General features: G+C 61.6%; 18 protein-coding genes. 3 read left to right on the forward strand and 15 right to left on the reverse strand.

Annotated elements, in window-relative coordinates; genetic code table 11:
* Positions 1-29: 29 nt before the first annotated feature.
* The 3 genes from INF37_RS07825 to INF37_RS07835 are packed head-to-tail and all read right to left on the reverse strand — an operon-like array spanning position 30 to position 2,194.
* Positions 30-914, reverse strand: a complete 885-nt coding sequence (locus INF37_RS07825; RefSeq protein WP_101693424.1) for a radical SAM protein — start codon at positions 912-914, stop codon at positions 30-32.
* A gap of 12 nt (positions 915-926) precedes the next feature.
* Positions 927-2,003: a histidinol-phosphate transaminase gene (hisC, locus tag INF37_RS07830; protein ID WP_193537550.1), complete on the reverse strand. Its 1,077-nt coding sequence runs from the start codon at positions 2,001-2,003 to the stop codon at positions 927-929.
* Positions 2,000-2,194 (reverse strand): DUF951 domain-containing protein, encoded by a 195-nt coding sequence (locus tag INF37_RS07835; RefSeq protein WP_101693426.1) that lies wholly within the window; start codon positions 2,192-2,194, stop codon positions 2,000-2,002. The genes hisC and INF37_RS07835 overlap by 4 nt, the downstream gene beginning before the upstream one ends.
* A 209-nt stretch (positions 2,195-2,403) precedes the next feature.
* On the opposite strand from INF37_RS07835, the gene INF37_RS07840 reads away from it, so the two are divergent.
* Entirely contained in the window at positions 2,404-3,333 is a 930-nt protein-coding gene (locus tag INF37_RS07840; RefSeq protein WP_193537552.1) for a S1 RNA-binding domain-containing protein, read from the forward strand.
* Between the two features lie 95 nt (positions 3,334-3,428).
* Here INF37_RS07840 and INF37_RS07845 read toward each other — a convergent pair whose 3' ends face one another.
* The 9 genes from INF37_RS07845 to INF37_RS07885 all read right to left on the reverse strand — a co-directional run bounded on the left by INF37_RS07845 (position 3,429) and on the right by INF37_RS07885 (position 13,283).
* Complete coding sequence (locus INF37_RS07845; protein WP_101693428.1) at positions 3,429-4,556, reverse strand: ABC transporter ATP-binding protein; 1,128 nt, start codon at positions 4,554-4,556, stop codon at positions 3,429-3,431.
* A 247-nt stretch (positions 4,557-4,803) separates the two neighbouring features.
* Positions 4,804-5,931: an N-acetylglucosamine-6-phosphate deacetylase gene (nagA, locus tag INF37_RS07850; protein WP_193537554.1), complete on the reverse strand. Its 1,128-nt coding sequence runs from the start codon at positions 5,929-5,931 to the stop codon at positions 4,804-4,806.
* Complete coding sequence (nagB, locus tag INF37_RS07855) at positions 5,922-6,674, reverse strand: glucosamine-6-phosphate deaminase (RefSeq protein WP_101693430.1); 753 nt, start codon at positions 6,672-6,674, stop codon at positions 5,922-5,924. Before nagB ends, nagA begins: the two co-directional genes overlap by 10 nt.
* A gap of 39 nt (positions 6,675-6,713) precedes the next feature.
* Positions 6,714-7,619: a dihydrodipicolinate synthase family protein gene (locus tag INF37_RS07860; RefSeq protein WP_101693431.1), complete on the reverse strand. Its 906-nt coding sequence runs from the start codon at positions 7,617-7,619 to the stop codon at positions 6,714-6,716.
* Positions 7,620-7,761: 142 nt separating this feature from the next.
* Complete coding sequence (locus INF37_RS07865; RefSeq protein WP_193537556.1) at positions 7,762-8,601, reverse strand: carbohydrate ABC transporter permease; 840 nt, start codon at positions 8,599-8,601, stop codon at positions 7,762-7,764.
* 12 nt (positions 8,602-8,613) lie between these two features.
* Entirely contained in the window at positions 8,614-9,552 is a 939-nt protein-coding gene (locus INF37_RS07870; RefSeq protein WP_101693433.1) for a carbohydrate ABC transporter permease, read from the reverse strand.
* Between the two features lie 121 nt (positions 9,553-9,673).
* Positions 9,674-11,023 carry an ABC transporter substrate-binding protein gene (locus INF37_RS07875; protein WP_186962766.1) on the reverse strand — a complete coding sequence of 450 codons (1,350 nt, stop codon included), beginning with the start codon at positions 11,021-11,023 and terminating at the stop codon, positions 9,674-9,676.
* Between the two features lie 161 nt (positions 11,024-11,184).
* Positions 11,185-12,036, reverse strand: a complete 852-nt coding sequence (locus tag INF37_RS07880; protein WP_101693435.1) for a MurR/RpiR family transcriptional regulator — start codon at positions 12,034-12,036, stop codon at positions 11,185-11,187.
* 35 nt (positions 12,037-12,071) lie between these two features.
* Positions 12,072-13,283 carry an AGE family epimerase/isomerase gene (locus tag INF37_RS07885; RefSeq protein ID WP_235964256.1) on the reverse strand — a complete coding sequence of 404 codons (1,212 nt, stop codon included), beginning with the start codon at positions 13,281-13,283 and terminating at the stop codon, positions 12,072-12,074.
* A gap of 262 nt (positions 13,284-13,545) precedes the next feature.
* Between INF37_RS07885 and INF37_RS07890 the strand changes: the two genes are divergently transcribed.
* On the forward strand, positions 13,546-14,919 hold the full coding sequence (locus INF37_RS07890; RefSeq protein ID WP_101693437.1) for an ROK family protein: 1,374 nt from the start codon (positions 13,546-13,548) through the stop codon (positions 14,917-14,919).
* Between the two features lie 79 nt (positions 14,920-14,998).
* Here the strand turns inward: INF37_RS07890 and INF37_RS07895 are convergent, their stop codons facing one another.
* Complete coding sequence (locus INF37_RS07895) at positions 14,999-15,661, reverse strand: DUF624 domain-containing protein (RefSeq protein WP_101693438.1); 663 nt, start codon at positions 15,659-15,661, stop codon at positions 14,999-15,001.
* Between the two features lie 350 nt (positions 15,662-16,011).
* Here INF37_RS07895 and INF37_RS07900 point away from each other — a divergent pair, with 350 nt between their 5' ends.
* Positions 16,012-16,599 (forward strand): adenylyltransferase/cytidyltransferase family protein, encoded by a 588-nt coding sequence (locus INF37_RS07900; RefSeq protein ID WP_207730463.1) that lies wholly within the window; start codon positions 16,012-16,014, stop codon positions 16,597-16,599.
* Positions 16,600-16,658: 59 nt separating this feature from the next.
* On the opposite strand, the gene hemL is transcribed toward INF37_RS07900, so the two are convergent.
* Together hemL and hemB are read right to left on the reverse strand one after the other, a co-directional pair.
* The gene (gene hemL, locus INF37_RS07905) at positions 16,659-17,948 is read right to left on the reverse strand and encodes a glutamate-1-semialdehyde 2,1-aminomutase (RefSeq protein WP_101693440.1); all 1,290 of its coding nucleotides are present in this window, start codon (positions 17,946-17,948) and stop codon (positions 16,659-16,661) included.
* Positions 17,948-18,931: a porphobilinogen synthase gene (gene hemB, locus INF37_RS07910; RefSeq protein WP_193537562.1), complete on the reverse strand. Its 984-nt coding sequence runs from the start codon at positions 18,929-18,931 to the stop codon at positions 17,948-17,950. Before hemB ends, hemL begins: the two co-directional genes overlap by 1 nt.
* Positions 18,932-18,967: the final 36 nt, after the last annotated feature.

Raw genomic sequence — 18,967 nt, forward strand, 5'->3', positions numbered from 1 at the left:
ACAAAAGTCCGGAAGCGTTTTTCAAGCGATTACAGTCCGCGGCCGTATTCGCTGCGCAGCAGCTCCTGGTCCTCCAGGGCCAGATCGATGGCCGAGAGCATGGCCTGCCGGTCCTCGGGCAGACCACCCTTGAGGGGCAGATAGTTGGAAGCGTGGTCGCAGGTAAAGTGCAGCGGGTCCACGTCCAGGTGCTCCAGCAGGAGACGGGTCTCTTCCAGGGCCTGGGGCCCGGTGATGAGCTGGAACTCTCCCCGCTCCACCTGCTCCCCCATCTCGGTGCCCGGCTCAGGCATATAGGTGAGAGCCGAGAGATGGCGGGGCTTCATCTGGTTCATCATCTCCGCCGTGGCCAGGATGTGCCGGCGGGAGGGCTCCCCGGGACCGGCCAGTCCCAGCAGGACCATGACCCACAGGTCCAGGCCTGCCTCCCGCAGCCGGATGCCGGCCTCCAGCATCTCCTGCGCGCCCACACCCTTCTTGATGGTGTGAAGCAGCTCATCCGAGCCGGTCTCCACCCCCAGATAGACCCGGTACAGTCCGGCCTCCCGCAGGGCACGCAGCTCTTCCGGGGTCTTGGTCAGGGCCGAGCGGGGACCGGCGTAGGCGGTGACCCGCTCCAGCTCCGGGAAGGTATCGTAGAGCTTTTTCAGGATGGCCAGCAGCTGCTCGGTCCGCATAATGACGGCGTCGCCGTCGCACAGAAAGACCCGCTTGACCGGCCGGCCCATCCGATTATAGTAGGCCCGGGCCATCTCGATGTCCTCAAAGATATCGGCCATGGGGCGGATGTGGAACTGCTTGTCCTTGTACATGCTGCAAAAGGTACACTTATTATGGGAGCACCCCACAGTGACCTGGAGCAGATAGCTCCGCCACTCTCCGGGGGGACGGTAGATATTTCCTTCGTAACGCAAGGGATTTCCTCCTTATTTCTGTGCTTTGTCACGGCCGAGTGTCTGACGCAGGACCTGGATCAGCTGCTCCATCTCCTCTTCGGTGCCGATGGTAATCCGCAGATAGTCCTCAATGCGGGGCTTGCCCCACCAGCGGACCAGGATGCCCTGTGCCCGCAGGGTGTCCAGCAGCTCCTTCCCTCCCCGCTCCGGATGGGAGACAAAGAGGAAGTTGGCCTGGGAGGGACAGACCCGGAAGCCCAGCTTCTCCAGAGCGGCGGCCGTCTTTTCCCGGGTGTCCATGATGCGGCGGCGGTTTTCCTGGAAATACGCCTCGTCCTCCACCGAGCCCTGGGCCGCCGCCAGGGCGATCCGGTCCAGGGTATAGGAGTTAAAGGAGTTTTTCACGCAGTTGAGGGCCGCGATGAGATTGGGGCTGCCCACCGCATATCCCACCCGCATTCCTGCCAGAGAGCGGGATTTGGACATGGTGCGCACCACCAGCAGATTGGGATACCGGTCCAGCAGGGAGAGGGCCGACTCTGTCCCGAAGTCCACGTAGGCCTCGTCCACCACCACCGCGGCGGTGGGATTGCCTGCGGCCAGCCGCTCCACCTCCGCCAGAGGCAGAGCAATGCCGGTAGGGGCGTTGGGATTGGGCAGGATCACGCCGCCGTTGTTCCCCAGAAATTCCTCTACCGGGATGGTGAAGTCCTCCCGCAGAGGGATCTCCCGGTAAGGGATTCCAAAGAGTCCGGCGTAGACCGGGTAAAAGCTGTACGAGATATCCGGAAAACAAATGGCCCGCGCCGGCTCGAAGAGCCCCTGGAAGCAGAAGGCCAGCACCTCATCCGAGCCGTTGCCCACAAAAATCTGCTCCGCCTTCACCCCGTGATAGGCCGCCAGTGCGGCGCGCAGCTGCCCGGCCTCCGGATCGGGGTACAGGCGCAGCCCCTCCCCCACGGCCTGTTTTGCCGCCTCCAGCGCCCGCGGCGCGGGCGGATAGGGATTTTCATTCGTGTTGAGCTTGATGAACGTCCGGTCCTTGGGCTGCTCCCCCGGCGTGTAGGGGACCATGTCCCGAATGCGGCTGCTCCAAAATTCTTTCATGTCTCCGGCCCCTCATTCCGCTTGATTTTTTTGATATTCTTCTCCGCCTTGCTGCGGGGGAGCATCAGTTCATGTCCGCAGCCGGCGCAGCGCAGCTTGAAATCCATGCCAACCCGCAGGACGAGCCATTCCCGGCTTCCACAGGGGTGCTGCTTCTTCAGCTCCAGCACATCGCCCACCCGTACATCCATGGCAGTTCATCCTCTCCATTTATTACTTTACTTCGCTGCATTATTATATCCCATGAGGCGGTCGGACGCAAGCCCCATTCTCGGGGCCTCCCGGCCACACAGCCGTAGGTATTATTATAAATTCCCCGTTCTTTTCTGTCAATTCCGGGTTGCGGGGCGCATATAGTGCTCTATAGACCCCTATTGGATATTGAAAGGATCTGGTCGTTTTGACACGCTTTTTCCTGCCTGAGGGCCATCGCCTGCACACGCCAGAGAACCGTGCCGCCTGTTCCTCGCCGGAGGGACTGCGCCGTGCCATGGAAACAAAGACCGTACTGGAAGGGACCGCACTGCTCTGTGACGCCGAACACAACCTGACGGTCTCCCTGGGAAACGGCTGCCTGGCCACCATCCCCCGGACCGAGGCCGCCCTGGGCATTGCGGAGGGGACCACCCGGGACATCGCCATCCTCTCCCGGGTCGGGCGGCCGGTGTCCTTCCTGGTGGATTCCATACCGGAGGCGGGCGGGCGGCCCATCCTCTCCCGGCGCAGAGCCCAGCGCATGGCCCTGGACCTGCTGCTCACCCAGGCCCGGCCGGGCATGGTACTCCCCGCCGTGGTCACCCACCTGGAGCCCTTCGGGGCCTTCGTGGACCTGGGCTGCGGGGTCACCTCCATGATCGGCATCGAAAATATCTCAGTCTCCCGCATCTCCCATCCGGGACAGCGCTTTACCATCGGACAGTCTATCTATGCGGTGGTGCTGGACATAGACCCCCAGCGGGAGCGCATCTACCTCACCCACAAGGAGCTGCTGGGCACCTGGGCGGAAAATGTACGCCCCTTTCACCCGGGCATGACGGTACCAGGTATCGTGCGGGGGATCAAGGAGTACGGTGCCTTTATTGAGCTCACCCCCAACCTCTCCGGGCTGGCCGAGGCGCGGACCGGCCTCACGGAGGGGGAGCGGGTGTCGGTCTTTCTCAAGTCCATTGCCCCCGACCGCATGAAGATCAAGCTTCTCATCATCGACCATCTACCTCCGGAGCCACCTGCCCCCCTCCCCTATTTCATCACAGAGGGACGCATGGCCTACTGGCGCTATGCCCCGGCGGGCTGTACCCGTGTGGCGGCTGAGACGGTTTTTCTGGATTGAGCCATGACGCAAAAAGGACCCTGGCCCAATGGGCCAGGGTTCTCATTTCTCAACACACAGTCACTTTTGAAAGACGCGCAGTCCGCCCGCCTCTATTACTCCAGAGCCAGCAGGTTGGCCTCGGTCTCGGGGTTGAAGAGGTGCAGCAGGTCATTGCGGAAGGTGAAGTGGACCTGGGTACCATAGTTGATACCGCCGCGATGCTCCTCGGGCAGGTCGGTGGTGGGAACACGCAGCACCACGTCCTTGCCGCTGGCATTGACGTGCAGGTGCACCTCGGAGCCCATCATCTCGGACACGTCCACCACGCCCTTGACGCTGGTCTCGGAGGGCTCGGACACGAAGGAGATGTGCTCGGGACGCACGCCCAGCGTGATGTCCATGGGAGCCACGTTCCGGGCCTTCAGACCGGCCTGGATCTTCTCACCGGGGGTGATCACAGCGCCCTGGCAGCGGACCACATACTGGTCGCCGTTCTTCTCCAGCTTGGCGTCGAAGAAGTTCATCTGAGGCATGCCGATGAAGCCGGCCACAAAGATGTTGGCGGGATGATCAAAGACCTCCTGAGGCGTGCCGATCTGCTGGATGAAGCCGTCCTTCATGATGACGATACGGTCGCCCAGAGTCATGGCCTCGGTCTGGTCATGGGTCACGTAAATAAAGGTGGTGTTGATGCGCTGACGGAGCTTGATGATCTCGGCACGCATCTGGTTGCGGAGCTTGGCATCCAGGTTGGACAGCGGCTCGTCCATCAGGAAGACCTGGGGCTCACGCACGATGGCGCGGCCGATGGCCACGCGCTGGCGCTGGCCGCCGGAGAGGGCCTTGGGCTTGCGCTGGAGGTACTGGGTGATATCCAGGATCTCGGCCGCCTCTTTCACCCGCTTGTCGATCTCAGCCTTGGGCAGCTTGCGCAGCTTCAGGGAGAAGGCCATGTTCTCATACACGGTCATGTGCGGATACAGGGCGTAGCTCTGGAAGACCATGGCGATATCGCGGTCCTTGGGCTCCACATCGTTCATGCGCTTGTCGCCGATGAGGAGATCGCCCTCGGAGATATCCTCCAGGCCGGCGATCATCCGCAGGGTGGTGGACTTACCGCAGCCGGAGGGGCCGACCAGGACGATAAACTCCTTGTCCGCAATCTCCAGGTTGAAGTCGTGCACCGCGGTGACCTTGTTGTCGTAGATCTTCTTGACATTCTTCAGGCTGACAGTTGCCATAGGTTGAGGACCGTAGGAGCGATGCCTCCGCAAGCACTCCCTCGTCCATGGAGAGCAAAACTCCAGGGACGTTACGGCAGGTCTCCACACTGCCGCACCGCCGGTCCGGCGGATTTCCTCCTTTTTTACCGCTCACCCTCCCCTATGGAAATGGAGTAGGAGAGGGTGGCTGGAATGGTGGCGCAGCCGCGCCGCTGTCTCTATTATGCCAGAGAATCAAGCCTTTTGCAAGGGTGTTTTTGTGCTTTTATACAGTCCCGTGGACCAATTCGCCCTTGAGGAAGACGGCCTTGAGCTCCAGATTTTCATCCAGCACGGCCAGGTTGGCCAGCTTGCCGTTCTCAATGCTGCCCACGCGGCTATAGATGCCGATGGCCTTGGCGGGGTTCACCGCGGCGGCCCGGACCGCATCCTCCAGGGGGATCCCGAAGGAGACGGCGGTCTTCATGCAGTTCATCAGGTCGGTGACCGAGCCGGCCAGGGTGCCGTCCTCCAGCGTGGCGTACTTGCCCTTGACCTGGACCGGCTGACCGCCCAGGGTGTAGTCCCCGTCGGGCATACCGGCGGCCCGCATGGTGTCGCTGATGAGGATGACCCGCTTGCTCCCAAAGAGCTGGAACACGGCCCGCACCACGCTGGCGTGGATGTGGACGCCGTCGCAGATCAGCTCAGCCATGCACTCGGGGGTGTCGAAAGCCGCGCCCACCACGCCGGGTGCCCGGTGGGTAAAGGGCGGCATAGCGTTGAAGAGATGGGTGGCCTGCCGGGCGCCGGCGGCATAGGCCGCCATGGCGGTATCATAGTCGGCGGTGGTGTGGGCGATGGAGACCGTCACCTCGTCGGCGACTTCCTTGATGAACTCCAGCGCGCCGGGCTCCTCCGGGGCGACCGAGACCAGCTTCACCAGACCCTCGGAGGCCTCCTCCAGGCGGCGGAGCATGGCCACATCGGGCTCATGGAGCCAATCGCCGTTCTGGGCGCCCTTCTTGGCCCGGGAGAGGAAGGGCCCCTCCAGGTTGACGCCGCACAGCAGAGCGCCGCTCTTGCTGTTCTTCCGATGCTGGGCCGCGTTCTTGCAGACCTTGATGAGCTGCTCCTCCAGCAGGGTCATGCCGGCGGGGCAGATCTGAGTGACACCCCGGGAGAGCTCATAGTCGGCCATGACCTGGAGGCCCTCGGGATCCGCATCGCTGAAATCATGGCCCTTGGCGCCGTGGAAATGCACGTCGGTGAGACCGGGGATCAGATAGTACCCGGACAGGTCGGCGCTCTTCCCGTCGGAGCTGTGGTCGGCCAGCAGTTCTCCCTCAATGCACACATCCCGGGAAACAAAGCCGTTCTGGACGTCAAATACCTTTGCTCCGGTCAGCCGCATACGGGAACACCTGCCTCTACCAGTTTGCTCAGCGCTTCCTTATCGCCCACCAGGGTCACATCGGGGTGGAGCTGGAGGATGGAGGCGGGCACTTCCTTGGTGACCGGGCCGCAGAAGGCCTTGTACACGATGTCGGCCTTGGCCGCACCGCTGACCACGATCAGGATCCGGCGGGCCTGCATGATGTTCTTGATGCCCATGCTCAGCGCCTGGCGGGGCACATCGTCCTTGCTCTCAAAGAAACGCTTGTTGGCCTCAATGGTGCTCTCGGTCAGGTTGACCAGATGGGTCTCCAGACCGAAGTCGTCGCCGGGCTCGTTGAAGGCGATGTGGCCGTTGTGGCCCATGCCCAGCAGCTGCAGGTCGATGCCGCCCAGATCCCGGATGAGCTTATTGTACTCGGCGCACTCCACCGTGGGGCTCTTGGCCAGGCCGTTGAGCACGTGGGTGTTCTCGTACTTGATGTCGATATGGTCAAAGAGGTTGCTCTGCATGAAGTAACGGTAGCTCTGCTCATGACGGGGAGAGAGGCCGTAGTACTCGTCCAGGTTGACCGACTTGACTTCCGCAAAGCTCAGGTCGCCCTTCTTGTACCACTCCACCAGCTGCTGGTAGGCACCCACGGGGGTCCCGCCGGTGGCCAGGCCCAGCACGCTGTCGGGCTTGGTGATGACCTGGGCCGAGATGATGTTGGCGGCCCGACGGCTCATGGACTTATAATCTTCTGCCAGATAAATTCTCATGATAATCTCTTCCTTCCTGTTGTGCCCTCAGGCATCCCATCAGCAGTATTTGGCAATGGCCGCGTCGATCCGGGCCGCGCAGGCGTCCACAATGGCCAGATCGCTCTCCACCAGAGCGGGCAGAGGCTTGCGGACGGAGCCGCACTCCACGCCCTTCTTGGCCAGGATGGCCTTCATGGTGGCGTAGAGGTTGCCGTGGGCGGAGCACATCTGATAGATGATGCGGCAGATCTCGTTCTGGATCTCACGGGCGGGCTCCATCTCGCCCTTCTGGAAGTGCTCGCGCACCTTCAGGAAGAGCTCGGGCATGACCGCATAGGTGCCGCCGATGCCGGCGCAGGCGCCCATGGCCAGGCCGGAGATGAACTGCTCGTCGGGACCGTTGAAGACGATAACGCCCTCGTCACGCCACATCTGGATGTCCTGGGTGGGCATGGAGGAGTTCTTCACGCCGATCACGCGGGGATTCTTCTTCATCTCCTTCAGGAGAGAGGGAGTCAGAGCCACACCAGCCAGCTGGGGGATGTTATAGATGATGAAGTCGGTGTTGGGGGCGGCGGCGGAGATATCGTTCCAGTACTGGGCGATGCCGTACTCGGGCAGGTGGAAGTAGATGGGCGGGATGGAGGCGATGGCGTCCACGCCCAGGCTCTCGGCATGGGCAGCCAGCTCCTGGCTGTCGGCGGTGTTGTTGCAGGCCACGTGGGCGATGACCACGACCTTGCCCTTGGCCTCAGCCATGACGTTCTCCAGCACCACCTTGCGCTCGGCCACGCTCTGGTAGATGCACTCACCGGAGGAGCCGCCCACATACAGGCCGTTGACGCCCTTGCTGATCAGGTGGCGGGTCAGGCCGCGCACACGCTCGGGAGAGATATTGCCCTCGTCGTCATAGCAGGCGTAGAAAGCGGGGATAACACCCTGGTACTTGTTCAGATCGCTCATTTTGATTCACTCCAATAAATTATGTGAGCCGGCAGGAAACAGGGCCCGCCCCGCTTTGCAGGGCGGGCCCTCCTGTCAGTTCCAGCACGTTGCGGATAACCGGATCAGACATCGTCTGAAAGGGACTCCAAACACAGTAATCTTAACCCTTTACCGCGCCCATGGCAATACCCTGTGTGAAGTATTTCTGGAACGCGATGAAGATTGCCACGATGGGGATAGCCGCCAGAGCAGCACCGGCCATGATGAGGCCGAAGTCGCTGGCCATCTCGCCCTGGAGTCTGGCGATACCGAGGGAGATGGTCCACTGGGTGCGGCTGTTGAGCATGATCAACTGCAGGAAGTAGTCGTTCCAGGAGTTGACGAAGGTAAAGATGGCCAGCGCACCCACGCCGGGCTTGATCATGGGGAATACCACGCTGAAGAAGGTACGCAGCTCGCCGGCGCCGTCCACCCGGGCAGCCTCCAGCATCTCGGTGGGGATGGTCTCGGAGAACTGCTTCATCAGGAACACACCGAAGGGCCAGCCTACGGTGGGCAGGATGACGGCCCAGAGGGTGTCATGCAGGTGCAGGAAGTTCATCTCCTGCAGCAGGGGGATGACGATGACCTGCTTAGGCAGAGCCATGGCGCACACCAGCAGGCTGAAGAGGATCTTGCGCCCATAGAAGCGCTTCTTCGCCAGGGCATAGCCGGCCAGAGCGGCAGTCAGGCAGGTCAGCACCATGGCGCCCACGGCCATGATCACCGTGTTGGCCAGCCACCGGAAGGCCGGCTGGCTGAAGAGCTTGGTGTAGTTCATCAGGGTGGGCTCCAGCGGGAACCACTGGGGCTGCTGGGCATTGATGGCCGCAGCGGTCTTGAAGGAACCGGTGATGATCCAGTACAGCGGGAAAATGAAGAAGACAGCCAGGAGGAAGAGGATGACAAAGGCGAATGCCCGATATCCCTTGGACTGTTTCATGGCAAGACTGTTGTTCATCTCTTCACCCCCTTAACCGTTGTCGGTCTTCGTGACCTTGAACTGCACGGCGGAGAACACCGCGATGATCAGGGCCAGAACGACGCCCATGGCGTTGGCATAGCCGAAGCGCTGATACTTGTACGCCATATCAAAGATATAGTACATGATGGTATCGGTGGCGTGGTTGGGTCCGCCCGAAGTCAGCAGCTGGATGAGCGCGAAGCACTGGAAGCTGTTGATGGTGGTGATAACCAGGATGTACAGGGTGGTGGGCATGATCTGGGGCCACTTGATCTTCCAGAACACCTGGAGCTTGGTGGCGCCGTCCACCTGGGCCGCCTCGATGAGGGACTGGTCCACGTTGCCCAGGGCCGCCACGTAGAGCACGATGGGCTGGCCGATGGAGGTGGTAAACAGGATCATGATGATACACCAGATCGCGGTCTTGGGATTGCCCAGCCAGTTGAAACCGGTGGTCCCCAGGATCTGATTGAGCAGACCGGTGTAGGGGTTGAACATCCACTTCCACACCACGGTGACCGCCACGGTACCAGTGACCACGGGCAGATAGAACACGCAGCGGAAGAAAGAACGGGTGACCGCCTTCATGGGGCAGATGGCGGAGCTCACCCACAGCGAAAACGCGGTGACCGTAGGCACGGCTACGACCACGATGAGTACCGTATTCCAGAAGGCCCGGATAAAGACCTTATCCTGGAACATCTCGATGTAGTTGTTCAGACCGGCGAACCCTTCAAAGCCCGCCAGGCCGTAGTCCAGAAAGCTGTATACCACACAGATGATCATGGGGATCACAACGAACCCCACAAAGAAAATCAGGCTGGGCAGCAGAAAGAGGTAGGCGGAAATCGTTTCCCGGCGTACCAGAGCCTTGCTCATGCCGGAGAACTCAGAGCGCCGTTCCTTTTTGGGCTTTTTTGCCGCAGCCGGCACGGATTTTTGCTCCATAACGTATCGTTCCCCTTTGTCGTAAAATACGCTTCCTCTCCCCCGCTCTCCGCGGGTCAAAGCGAATGCGCCCGCCCCCTCTCAAATAGGGAGCGGGCGCATGATTGCGTGTAAAGAGGTCTTACTTGATGGCGGCGTTGCTGGCCTCCACGAAGTTGTCGGCCGCAGTCTGCACGTCCTCGCCGCTGACGAAGATCTGCTGCAGCATGTTGAACCAGTTGGTGCGCTGCTCGGTCCAACCGCCGATGACGTTGTAGTAGTCGCCCAGGTAAGGCATCATGACCTGGAACTCAGCCATACGGGCCTCGTCCTCAGTGCCGGCATAGACGTCGCCCTGAGAGGCACGCACGGGGAAGAAGCCGGAGAGGCGGACGCTCTCGGGACCCTGCTCGGCGTCGTCACAGACGAACTTGATGAAGGTCTTGGCAGCCTCAATCTTGGCCTCATCGCCGTTGTCGAAGATACCGAAGCCCCAGATGCCGCCGCACAGAGCGGGAGTCTCCTGATCGGTGGGGAAGGCCACCGCGTAGGGAGTGAAGGAGACCTGAGAGGCATACTGAGCCTGGTTGGAGGCGTTCCAGCAGAAGGTCATAGCAGCGGTGCCGTTGGCAAAGGCCTGCAGCTCGTCGGCAGCCTGGAAGCTGGCGTCGGCAGTCAGGTTGCCGGCCTTGACCTGCTCAGACAGAGTCTGGAGGGCCTTGACGTTCTCAGCGGAGTTGGCGGTGTACTCGGTGTGGTCGGCATTGGTGTAGGTGCCGCCGTACAGGTTGTTCACCAGCGCGCGGGTACCCTGGTCGCCGCCCTGGCCGCCGCAGTAGATGATACCGGGGGTGGCCACCTGACCGGAGGCCTTCACAGCAGCGATGGCCTTGAGGAAGTCCTCGGTGCTGTTCCAGGTGCGGGTCTCGTCGTTGATGTACTGCATAGCGTCGGCGGCCTCAAAGACCTCCTTGTTGATGGCCATGCAGTGGGTGGTCATGCACAGGGGGTACTCATAGTAAGTACCGTCGTTGCTCTTACAGGCGTTGACCACGGACTCGCTCACAGCGGCGATGTCGGCGGTAGCCTCCTCGGTCCACAGATCGCTCAGATCCACCATCTTACCGGCAGCGCCCCAGTTGGAGACCAGGCGCTCAGGACCCTCCATGATGATGTCGGGGGTATTGCCGGCGGTGATCGCGGAGGTGACCTGGGTATCGCCGTTGGTGTAGTCCAGGAACTCCACGTTCACCTTGATGTCAGGATACTCGGCGTTGAAGGCGGCGATGATCTCGTCCACCTTGGCCTCGGTGCCGCCCCACTTGCCGATGGGGTAGGTCCACATGGTGATCTCGGTGCCGGTAGCGGCGCCGGAGCCGCTGGCCGCGGGAGCGGGCGTCCCGCTGGTCTTGGCGTCCCCGCCGCCACAGGCGGCCAGGCTCAGGGTCATGCCGGTTGCCAGTGCAAGAGCAACTGCTTTTTTCAGATTCATTGCTGATCTCCTCCTCATGATTTGAATAATTTCTCTCGAGCGCCAGAGATACCCGTTGTGTAGATTGTACAATCACAAACCCTTTTTGTCAATAGTTAACTGAAAATATTTTTCTTTTCAATTCAAACTGAAATTTTTTTCAAAACTTCTTCCCGTTTCGATCAGAGGTGTTTCTCCGAAAGAGCGTCGGCGATGCGCTCCCGACTCTCCTCCGCGCCCTTGGGGTCCCGCTGGTACATCTCATGGAAGAGCACGTCCAGCAGATAGAGCTGAGCCATCCGCGCCGCCACCGTTCCCAGCTGGAGGGGGCCCTCCTTGGAACCGCACTGGAGCACCAGATCGGCATACTGCGATCCGGGCGACTTGGGAAAACGGCTAATGAGGATGCACCTGGCCCCTCTCCCCTTTGCCTGGGCCAGCACCTCCACCAGATCCCGGGTGGCGCCGGAGTAGGAGAAGTAGAGCACCACATCTCCCGGCGCCAGCTGGGCCGTCCAGATGGCCTGCATGTGGGCGTCGCAGATGGGGTAGAAATTGGGCCGCACCGTGGAGAAGAGATGGGCCGCCTCCTGGGCCATGATCATGGAGCCGCCCTGTCCCATGCACAGGACCTTCCCCGCCCCCATCATCAGGTCCACCGCCCGGGCGATCTCCTCCGGGCGAATGAGCTTGCGTGTCTGGGCGATGGCGGCCACATCCGCGTTGTAAAGCCGCTGGCAGGGACTGATCTCCCCCTCCTCCAGATCCATCTCCTGGATGGGAGAGACCCGCTCCGGAATCACCGTAGAGTTGGCCACAGCCAGTTTGAAGGCGCTGTACCCCTTATACCCCATCCGGCGGCAGAAGCGGGAAATGGTGGCCTCGGCCACGCCGCACTCCTCGGCCAGCTCTGAGATGGACATATACTGGGTCTGTTTTTCGTGGCTGACCACATAGTCGGCCACCTTTTTTTCCGCACCGGTCAGCTGATAATACTCATTATCCAGCCGGGCGAACACATTGACCTGCGGCATGGGTCCTCACCTCCCTGCGCTTGCCGCGGGCAGAATCAGTCCCGGGCCAGAATCTGTCCCAGCATGTTGTCCACCATGGAGAGCATACGGGGCAGATGGAAGGGGCCCTTGAAGGTGGAACCCTTGGTGGAGGGCATGGTGGGCAGGCCGTCACGGCGCAGATAGCCGTACCACTCGCCATACTCCCGGTCGGAGAAGTGCTTCTTGCAGTAGTCCAGGGTCTGCTCGAACTTCTCCAGGTAGGACACGTCCCCGGTATCCCGGAAGATCATCATGGACGCGATCAGGATCTCGTCGTGGGGCCACCAGAGCTTCATATCGTGCTCGTAGGCCTCGGTGGGCTTGCCCAGGCAGTCGATGAAGTAGAGCAGTCCGCCGTACTCCTTGTCCCAGCCAGCCTCAAAGGCCTGGTCAAAGATCTTGACGGCGGTGGCGTGGGTCTCGGCGTCGTGGGCGTAGTTGGCCGCCTCCATCAGGAACCAGGAGCACTCGATGTCGTGGCCGGGGTTGACCACGCGGCCCTCGGTGACATCCAGACGGGGGGTCCCGTCGGGCGCCACGGACTCCAGGGTGCACTTGAGCTCGGGCTTGTAGTGGTACTGGAAGATGGTCTCCACACACTCCTGGGCTCGGGCGGCGTAGAGCTTCTGCCGCTCCGGATCCGTATCCACCCGGCGAAGCACGGAGGTGATGTTCAGGTAGATCATGGGATCGGCCAGAGCGCGGCCGGTGCGCGTGGTGGAGATGGTCTTGGGACCCATGCCGGTGGGATCCTGGATGAGGCCGTTGTTGAGCTGGTAGATCAGCTCATAGGCAGCCCGGGCGCGCTCCAGGCAGGCGGCGTCGCCGGTGACGCCGTAGTACTCGGCGTTGGCGATGGCGTAGAAGCCCTCGGAGAAGCAGTAGCGGCGCTGGCGCAGGGGCTTGCCCTCCGCGGTAACGGTGAAGTACATCCGGTTGCCGGCCTCCCGGTTGATGCAGTGGGCCTCCATAAAGTCCAGGCAGCTCTTGCTGGCCTGGAGCCACTCCTCCTTCACCCCGTACTGGTGGCACAGGTAGGCGAACATCCAGGCGCAGCGGCCCTGCATCCAGACGCTCTTATCGGTGGAATAGATCTCGCCCTTGCGGTCCAGGCAGGTGTATACGCCGCCGTTGACGTGGTCCATACCGTTTTTCAGCCAGAAGTTGACGCAGATGTCCAGCTCCTCCTTGATCCACTTCTGATGGGCCTCAAGGCGCTCTCTCATAGCAGTATCCATAACTTCGTTCCGCCTTCCTTTTGATACAAATTGCATAATGGACGGGGGCTTGAAACAGGCTTCCCTTTCCTTATCGCCTATATCATACCGTTGAAAGTAACTTTCAGTCAATAGCTTCTTTGAAAGTTTTTTCGATTTTTCTCGGAAATCCCTTGACAGATTGAAAAAAACTGATAGCCTATAAGTGGATAAATTTGATGGGCGGTACAAAAAATACCCCCAAATGATACATTCAAGGAGGAGGATACCGATGAAACACCTCGGCATTGACGTTTCCGTTCGTAATCTCCCTGAGCTGGACCCCAACTACATTCCGCTCTTCCCCTTCTATGAGTCCTTTCTGAAGGGCGCTTCCAAGCCCCTGGACATCGCGGTGGAGCGCTCTGCCGGTCAGGTCGCTGTCTACAAGACCTTCATTCACGGTACTCCCGAGATGGCTGAGGCCGACCTCTACTATGTGGACCGCATCATCAAGACCCTGCTGTGGCTCAAGGGCGGCTTCAAGGTCTATATCGCGGGCGATAAGGCCATCTATGAGGCCATTCACAAGGCCTACTCCAAAGAAGGCACCCGCGCCTTTGACGAGGACTTCATGGCCGGCGTCTATGAGCATCCCTTCGAAGTGGTCTACTGCGACGCCGTTCCCGCTGAGGTGAGCAAGTCCGAGGCCATCGGCCGCCACATGAACGGCTGCCGCATCGGCTTTGACGCCGGCGGAAGCGACCGCAAGGTCTCCGCTGTCATCGACGGTGAGCCCGTCTTCTCCGAAGAGGTGGTGTGGTTCCCCAAGACCAACTCCGACCCTGACTATCACTACCAGGGCATCGTGGACGCCATGAAGTCCGCCGCTGCCCATATGCCCCGCGTGGACGCCATCGGCGTGTCCTCCGCCGGTATCTACATCGACAACCGCACCATGGTGGCCTCCCTGTTCCTGAAGGTGGGCAAGAAAGACTTTGACGCCAAGGTGAAGGACATCTACATCCGCGCCGCCAAGGAGTTTGGCGATGTGCCCATCGTGGTGGCCAACGACGGCGACGTGTCCGCCCTGGCCGGCGCCATGAGCCTGGAGGAGAACAACGTCCTGGGTATCGCCATGGGCACCAGCGAGGCTGTTGGCTTCGTGGATGACAAGGGCAACATCACCGGCTGGCTCAACGAGCTGGCTTTCGTCCCCGTGGACGCCGCCCCCACCGCCATGGTGGACGAGTGGTCCGGCGACATCGGCTGCGGCGTGAAGTACTTCTCCCAGGATTCCGTCATCAAGCTGGCCCCCGCTGCCGGCATTGAGCTGGACGAGTCCCTCTCCCCCGCCGAGAAGCTCAAGGTGGTGCAGGGCCTCATGGAGAAGGACGACGACCGTGCCGCCGCCATCTACCGCTCCATCGGCGTGTATCTGGGCCATGCCCTGCGCCTGTACTATCACTTCTACGGCTTCAAGCACATCCTGCTGCTGGGCCGCGTGATGTCCGGCAAGGGCGGCGACATCGTGCTGGCCGAGGCCAAGCGTGTGCTGGCTGAGGAGTATGCCGACATCGCCTCCAAGATCAATCCCACCCTGCCCGACGAGAAGGCCCGCCGCGTGGGTCAGTCTGTGGCTGCCGCTTCCCTGCCCGAGTTTTAATCCGGTCACAGCATAGCAAAGCAAAAAACGTCCGGCTCTCCCTGTGGAGAGCCGGACGTTTTCCTATGTGCACAACGAGTCAGCGCAGATACCAGGGCCGCTCTGCCGGATCTTCCGGCAGCCCCTCCTCTGGAATGGTATAGGGGCGGAAGATCCGCTCCAGCAGCAGAGAGGCCGCCAGTCCAGCCAGGGCGGGCAGGATCATCAGCGGCACCAGATACCGCACCGACACCAGTCCCGCCGCCAGCAGCACTACCCCCAGTCCCAGGGTCGAGGGAAGATGCCCCAGCGCCAGCCGGAGAGCCAGGCCCAGAGCCCCCCAAACCCCCTGGCTGAATCGGGAGATTACCGGGAATACATAGCCCAGCACCCCCAGCAGTACCAGCGTCACCAGTGCATAGACCAGCAGCAGGGACATGGCCGCACGGTTGCCCGCCAGGGCCATCTGGTAGACCACGTACAGTCCTCCCAGCACCAGCTGTCCCGCCACCAGGCACACCAGCCCGGTCAGAAAGCTCACCTTGAAATTGCTCTTCAGGCACTCCAGAAAGTTCCGGAAGGGATAGGGCTCCCCCTTCCGGATGCACTTGACCAGCGTATAGTAAAGGGCTGTGGTGGCCGGGCCCGCCGTGACCACCGGAATACACAGCGCCACCCAGAGCAGGCTCAGGGCCGCCAGATTGAAAATCAGGTCAATGGTCTGAAAAAAACCGTTTTGGGGATCAAAGATACTGCGCCACACACCGATGTCCTCCTTGTGGTCCTCCGGGCATTCGTCCAGGCCCGGTCCATCTGTTGGAATGTATTCTATCCTATTTCCCGAAAAACGTCAAATGCCGCGGGATGACCCGCGGCATTTTCCTCGCCTTTTCCTCACGCCCGCCCACGGCGGCGCGTCTCCCCTCGGGAGATAAAGTCATTATATGTCTTTTAGGGCGCGGTGTCAACCCGTTTTTCCCCCTATTTCTTCCATTGCTATTGTATTTTTCGATAAAGTCTCCTCCCTTCTTCCCTTTTTGCCCGGTTTCGACTAAGATAGTGTCTGCTGCACGGGCGGCAAATCAGAGACAGGAGCTGGACAGGCGGATGGATATGGAACAGAGAGATACATTGGGCGTGGTCATGGGCCGTTTTCAGGGACTACACCTGGGGCATATGGAATACTTGCTGGCAGGGGCACAGCGCTGCGAACATCTTCTGGTGGGCGTGACCCACTTTGACCCCTGGGAGCACGCCCCGGAGGAGCTCCGGGATCTGGGCCGCATGAACGCCTCGGCCAATCCCTTCACCTACTATGAGCGCCTAGCCATGCTCCGGGATGCACTCACCGAGGCCGGACTTCCCCGGGAGCGCTTTGATATTGTCCCCTTCCCCATTGAGCACCCGGAGCGCATCCCCGAGTTCATCCCCCGGGAGGCCGTGTGCTATGTGACCATCTACGACCAGTGGGGATACCACAAGCGCCAGGTCCTGACCGATCTGGGCTTTCCCACCCGGGTCCTCTGGGTGCGGGACGACAGCCAGCGCCTCACCAGCGGAACGGAGGTCCGCCGGCTGATCGCGGAGGGGAAGCCCTGGTCCCACCTGGTCCCGCCGGCGGTATCCCGGTATCTGCTGGAGCACGGCCTGACCCAGCGGCTGGCTGCCGGCATCCCGCCGGAGGACTCCAATCCTTCCTAATAACAGACAGAAAAAGACCCCGCAGAATAAAAATTCTGCGGGGTCTCTTGTTTTCCTAGTTACAGCGCGGCAAAGACCTCGTCCGCCGCAACGCGGGTGTGCTCCAACAGCTCCTCGGTGTGGGCTGCCGAGAGGAACATGGCCTCAAACTGGGCGGGAGCCAGGTAGACGCCCCGCTCCAGCATTCCGGCGAAATACCGGGCGTACATCCCCACATCGCTCCCCTTGGCATCCACAAAGGTGCTCACACTGCTGGGTGTGAAGAAGGGAGAGAGCAGGCTGCCGATCTGGTTGATGGAGACGGCCACCCCGTGATTTTCCGCCAGCGCCCGGAACTCCCGGGCCAGCCAGAGGGCTTTCTCCTCAATCATGGAATAGATCTCCGGATGGCTCTTCAGCCAGCTCAGCTGGGCCAGTCCCGCGGCCATGGCCACCGGGTTGCCGCTGAGGGTACCCGCCTGATAGACCGGACCGCAGGGGGCCACCTCTTCCATCAGCTCCCGCCGTGCGCAGTAGGCCCCTACCGGCATGCCGCCGCCGATGATCTTTCCAAAGGTCACAATGTCGGCCCGCACGCCGAAATAGGCCTGGGCCCCGCCCAGCGCCAGCCGGAAGCCGGTGATGACCTCGTCAAAGACCAGCAGAGCACCATACTTGTCACACAGGGTCCGCAGACCGCTCAGGAAGCCGGGTGCGGGGTTCACAACGCCCATGTTGGCCGCCACGGGCTCCACGATGACGCAGGCCACCTCGCCCCGATTGGCCTCCAGCAGACGCTCCACGCTGTCCAGGTCGTTGAATTGGGCGGTCAGGGTGTGGCGCACCACGTCCTGGGGCACGCCCGCCGAGGTGGGATGTCCTCCCGCCAGGGCGGAGGAACCCGCTCCCACCAGCAGGCAGTCGCTGTGCCCGTGGTAGCAGCCCTCAAACTTGATGATCTTATCCCGTCCGGTAGCTCCCCGGGCCAGACGGATGGCCGACATGACGGCCTCCGTTCCCGAGTTGACCATGCGCACCATGTCGATGTTGGGGACCAGCTCCACCATGAGCTGGGCGATCTCCACCTCCCGCTCAGTGGGAGCGCCGAAGCTGAGTCCGTCCTTGACGGCCCGCTCCACCGCCTCCCGGATGACCGGGTGGTTGTGCCCCAGGATCATGGGACCCCAGGAGCAGACATAGTCGATGTAGCCGCGCCCCTCCACGTCGTAGATGTACGGGCCGTTGGCGCGGGCAATGAAGCGGGGGGCCATGTCCACCGCACGGAAGGCCCGCACGGGAGAGTTGACGCCGCCGGGGAGCACCTTGAGGGCCTCCGCAAAGAGCTCCTGAGAGGTTTTGTGCCGGTTCATCATCCGATCTCCCCCTTCCGCATGGCATCGGCCAGCTCCTTGGCATAGTAGGTAATGAGCATATTGGCCCCCGCCCGGAAGATGGACACGGCGCTCTCACACATGACCCGGTGCTCGTCGATGAGCCCCTCCCGGGCTGCCGCCTTGATCATGGCGTACTCTCCCGACACCTGGTAGGCACACAGGGGCAGGCGGAAGGCATCGGCACACTCCCGGATCACATCCAGATAGGGGAGCGCAGGCTTGACCATCAGCAGGTCGGCCCCCTCCTCCACATCCAGTGCGCACTCCTTGAGGGCCTCTTTCCAGTTATGGGGGTCCATCTGGTATCCCTTCCGGTCCCCAAAGGAGGGGGCGGAGCCGGCCGCCGCCCGGAAGGGGCCGTAAAAGGCCGAGGCATACTTGGCCGAGTAGGACAGGATGGGCACATTCTGGAATCCGTGCTCGTCCAGTCTGGCCCGGATGGCCGCCACACGGCCGTCCATCATGTCGGAGGGAGCCACCATATCGGCGCCCGCCCGGGCGTGGGAGAGCGCAGTCTTAGCCAGCAGCTCCAGCGTGGCGTCGTTGTCCACGCTGTGGCCGCACAGAGCCCCGCAGTGGCCGTGGTCGGTGTACTCGCACATGCACACGTCGGTGATGACATAGAAATCGGGATAGGACCGCTTGATGAGGCGCACCGCCTCCTGCACCACGCCGTGCTCATCCCAGGCGGAGGAGCCCGTGGCGTCCTTGTGCTCCGGCAGGCCAAAGAGGATGCACCGGCCCACCCCGTGAGCCAGACAGTCCTCCACCGCCTGTCCCACGCTGTCCAGCCCGTAGTGGAGCTGTCCCTCCAGCGAAGGGATGGGGCGGGTGCCCGTCAGGGTCTCGTCCACAAAGATGGGATAGATCAGGCTGTCGGGGGAGAGACGGGTCTCCCGGCACAGCTTCCGGATGCTCTCATTGCCCCGCAGGCGGCGGGGCCGAATGCTCAGGTCCATGGAAATGGCCTCCTTGTTTTTCTTGCTTGTCAGACG

The organism is Pseudoflavonifractor gallinarum (genome assembly GCF_014982855.1).
Taxonomy (GTDB): Bacteria; Bacillota; Clostridia; order Oscillospirales; family Oscillospiraceae; genus Pseudoflavonifractor_A; species Pseudoflavonifractor_A gallinarum.

What these genes read in the sequence shown, in the direction of transcription:
- hisC (WP_193537550.1), bottom strand. Translation starts at nt 2,003, where the DNA reads ATGAAAGAATTTTGGAGCAGCCGCATTCGGGACATGGTCCCCTACACG.
- INF37_RS07835 (WP_101693426.1), bottom strand. Translation starts at nt 2,194, where the DNA reads ATGGATGTACGGGTGGGCGATGTGCTGGAGCTGAAGAAGCAGCACCCC.
- INF37_RS07845 (WP_101693428.1), bottom strand. Translation starts at nt 4,556, where the DNA reads ATGGCAACTGTCAGCCTGAAGAATGTCAAGAAGATCTACGACAACAAG.
- nagA (WP_193537554.1), bottom strand. Translation starts at nt 5,931, where the DNA reads ATGCGGCTGACCGGAGCAAAGGTATTTGACGTCCAGAACGGCTTTGTT.
- nagB (WP_101693430.1), bottom strand. Translation starts at nt 6,674, where the DNA reads ATGAGAATTTATCTGGCAGAAGATTATAAGTCCATGAGCCGTCGGGCC.
- INF37_RS07860 (WP_101693431.1), bottom strand. Translation starts at nt 7,619, where the DNA reads ATGAGCGATCTGAACAAGTACCAGGGTGTTATCCCCGCTTTCTACGCC.
- INF37_RS07865 (WP_193537556.1), bottom strand. Translation starts at nt 8,601, where the DNA reads ATGAACAACAGTCTTGCCATGAAACAGTCCAAGGGATATCGGGCATTC.
- INF37_RS07870 (WP_101693433.1), bottom strand. Translation starts at nt 9,552, where the DNA reads ATGGAGCAAAAATCCGTGCCGGCTGCGGCAAAAAAGCCCAAAAAGGAA.
- INF37_RS07875 (WP_186962766.1), bottom strand. Translation starts at nt 11,023, where the DNA reads ATGAATCTGAAAAAAGCAGTTGCTCTTGCACTGGCAACCGGCATGACC.
- INF37_RS07880 (WP_101693435.1), bottom strand. Translation starts at nt 12,036, where the DNA reads ATGCCGCAGGTCAATGTGTTCGCCCGGCTGGATAATGAGTATTATCAG.
- INF37_RS07885 (WP_235964256.1), bottom strand. Translation starts at nt 13,283, where the DNA reads ATGAGAGAGCGCCTTGAGGCCCATCAGAAGTGGATCAAGGAGGAGCTG.
- INF37_RS07890 (WP_101693437.1), top strand. Translation starts at nt 13,546, where the DNA reads ATGAAACACCTCGGCATTGACGTTTCCGTTCGTAATCTCCCTGAGCTG.
- INF37_RS07900 (WP_207730463.1), top strand. Translation starts at nt 16,012, where the DNA reads ATGGAACAGAGAGATACATTGGGCGTGGTCATGGGCCGTTTTCAGGGA.
- hemL (WP_101693440.1), bottom strand. Translation starts at nt 17,948, where the DNA reads ATGAACCGGCACAAAACCTCTCAGGAGCTCTTTGCGGAGGCCCTCAAG.
- hemB (WP_193537562.1), bottom strand. Translation starts at nt 18,931, where the DNA reads ATGGACCTGAGCATTCGGCCCCGCCGCCTGCGGGGCAATGAGAGCATC.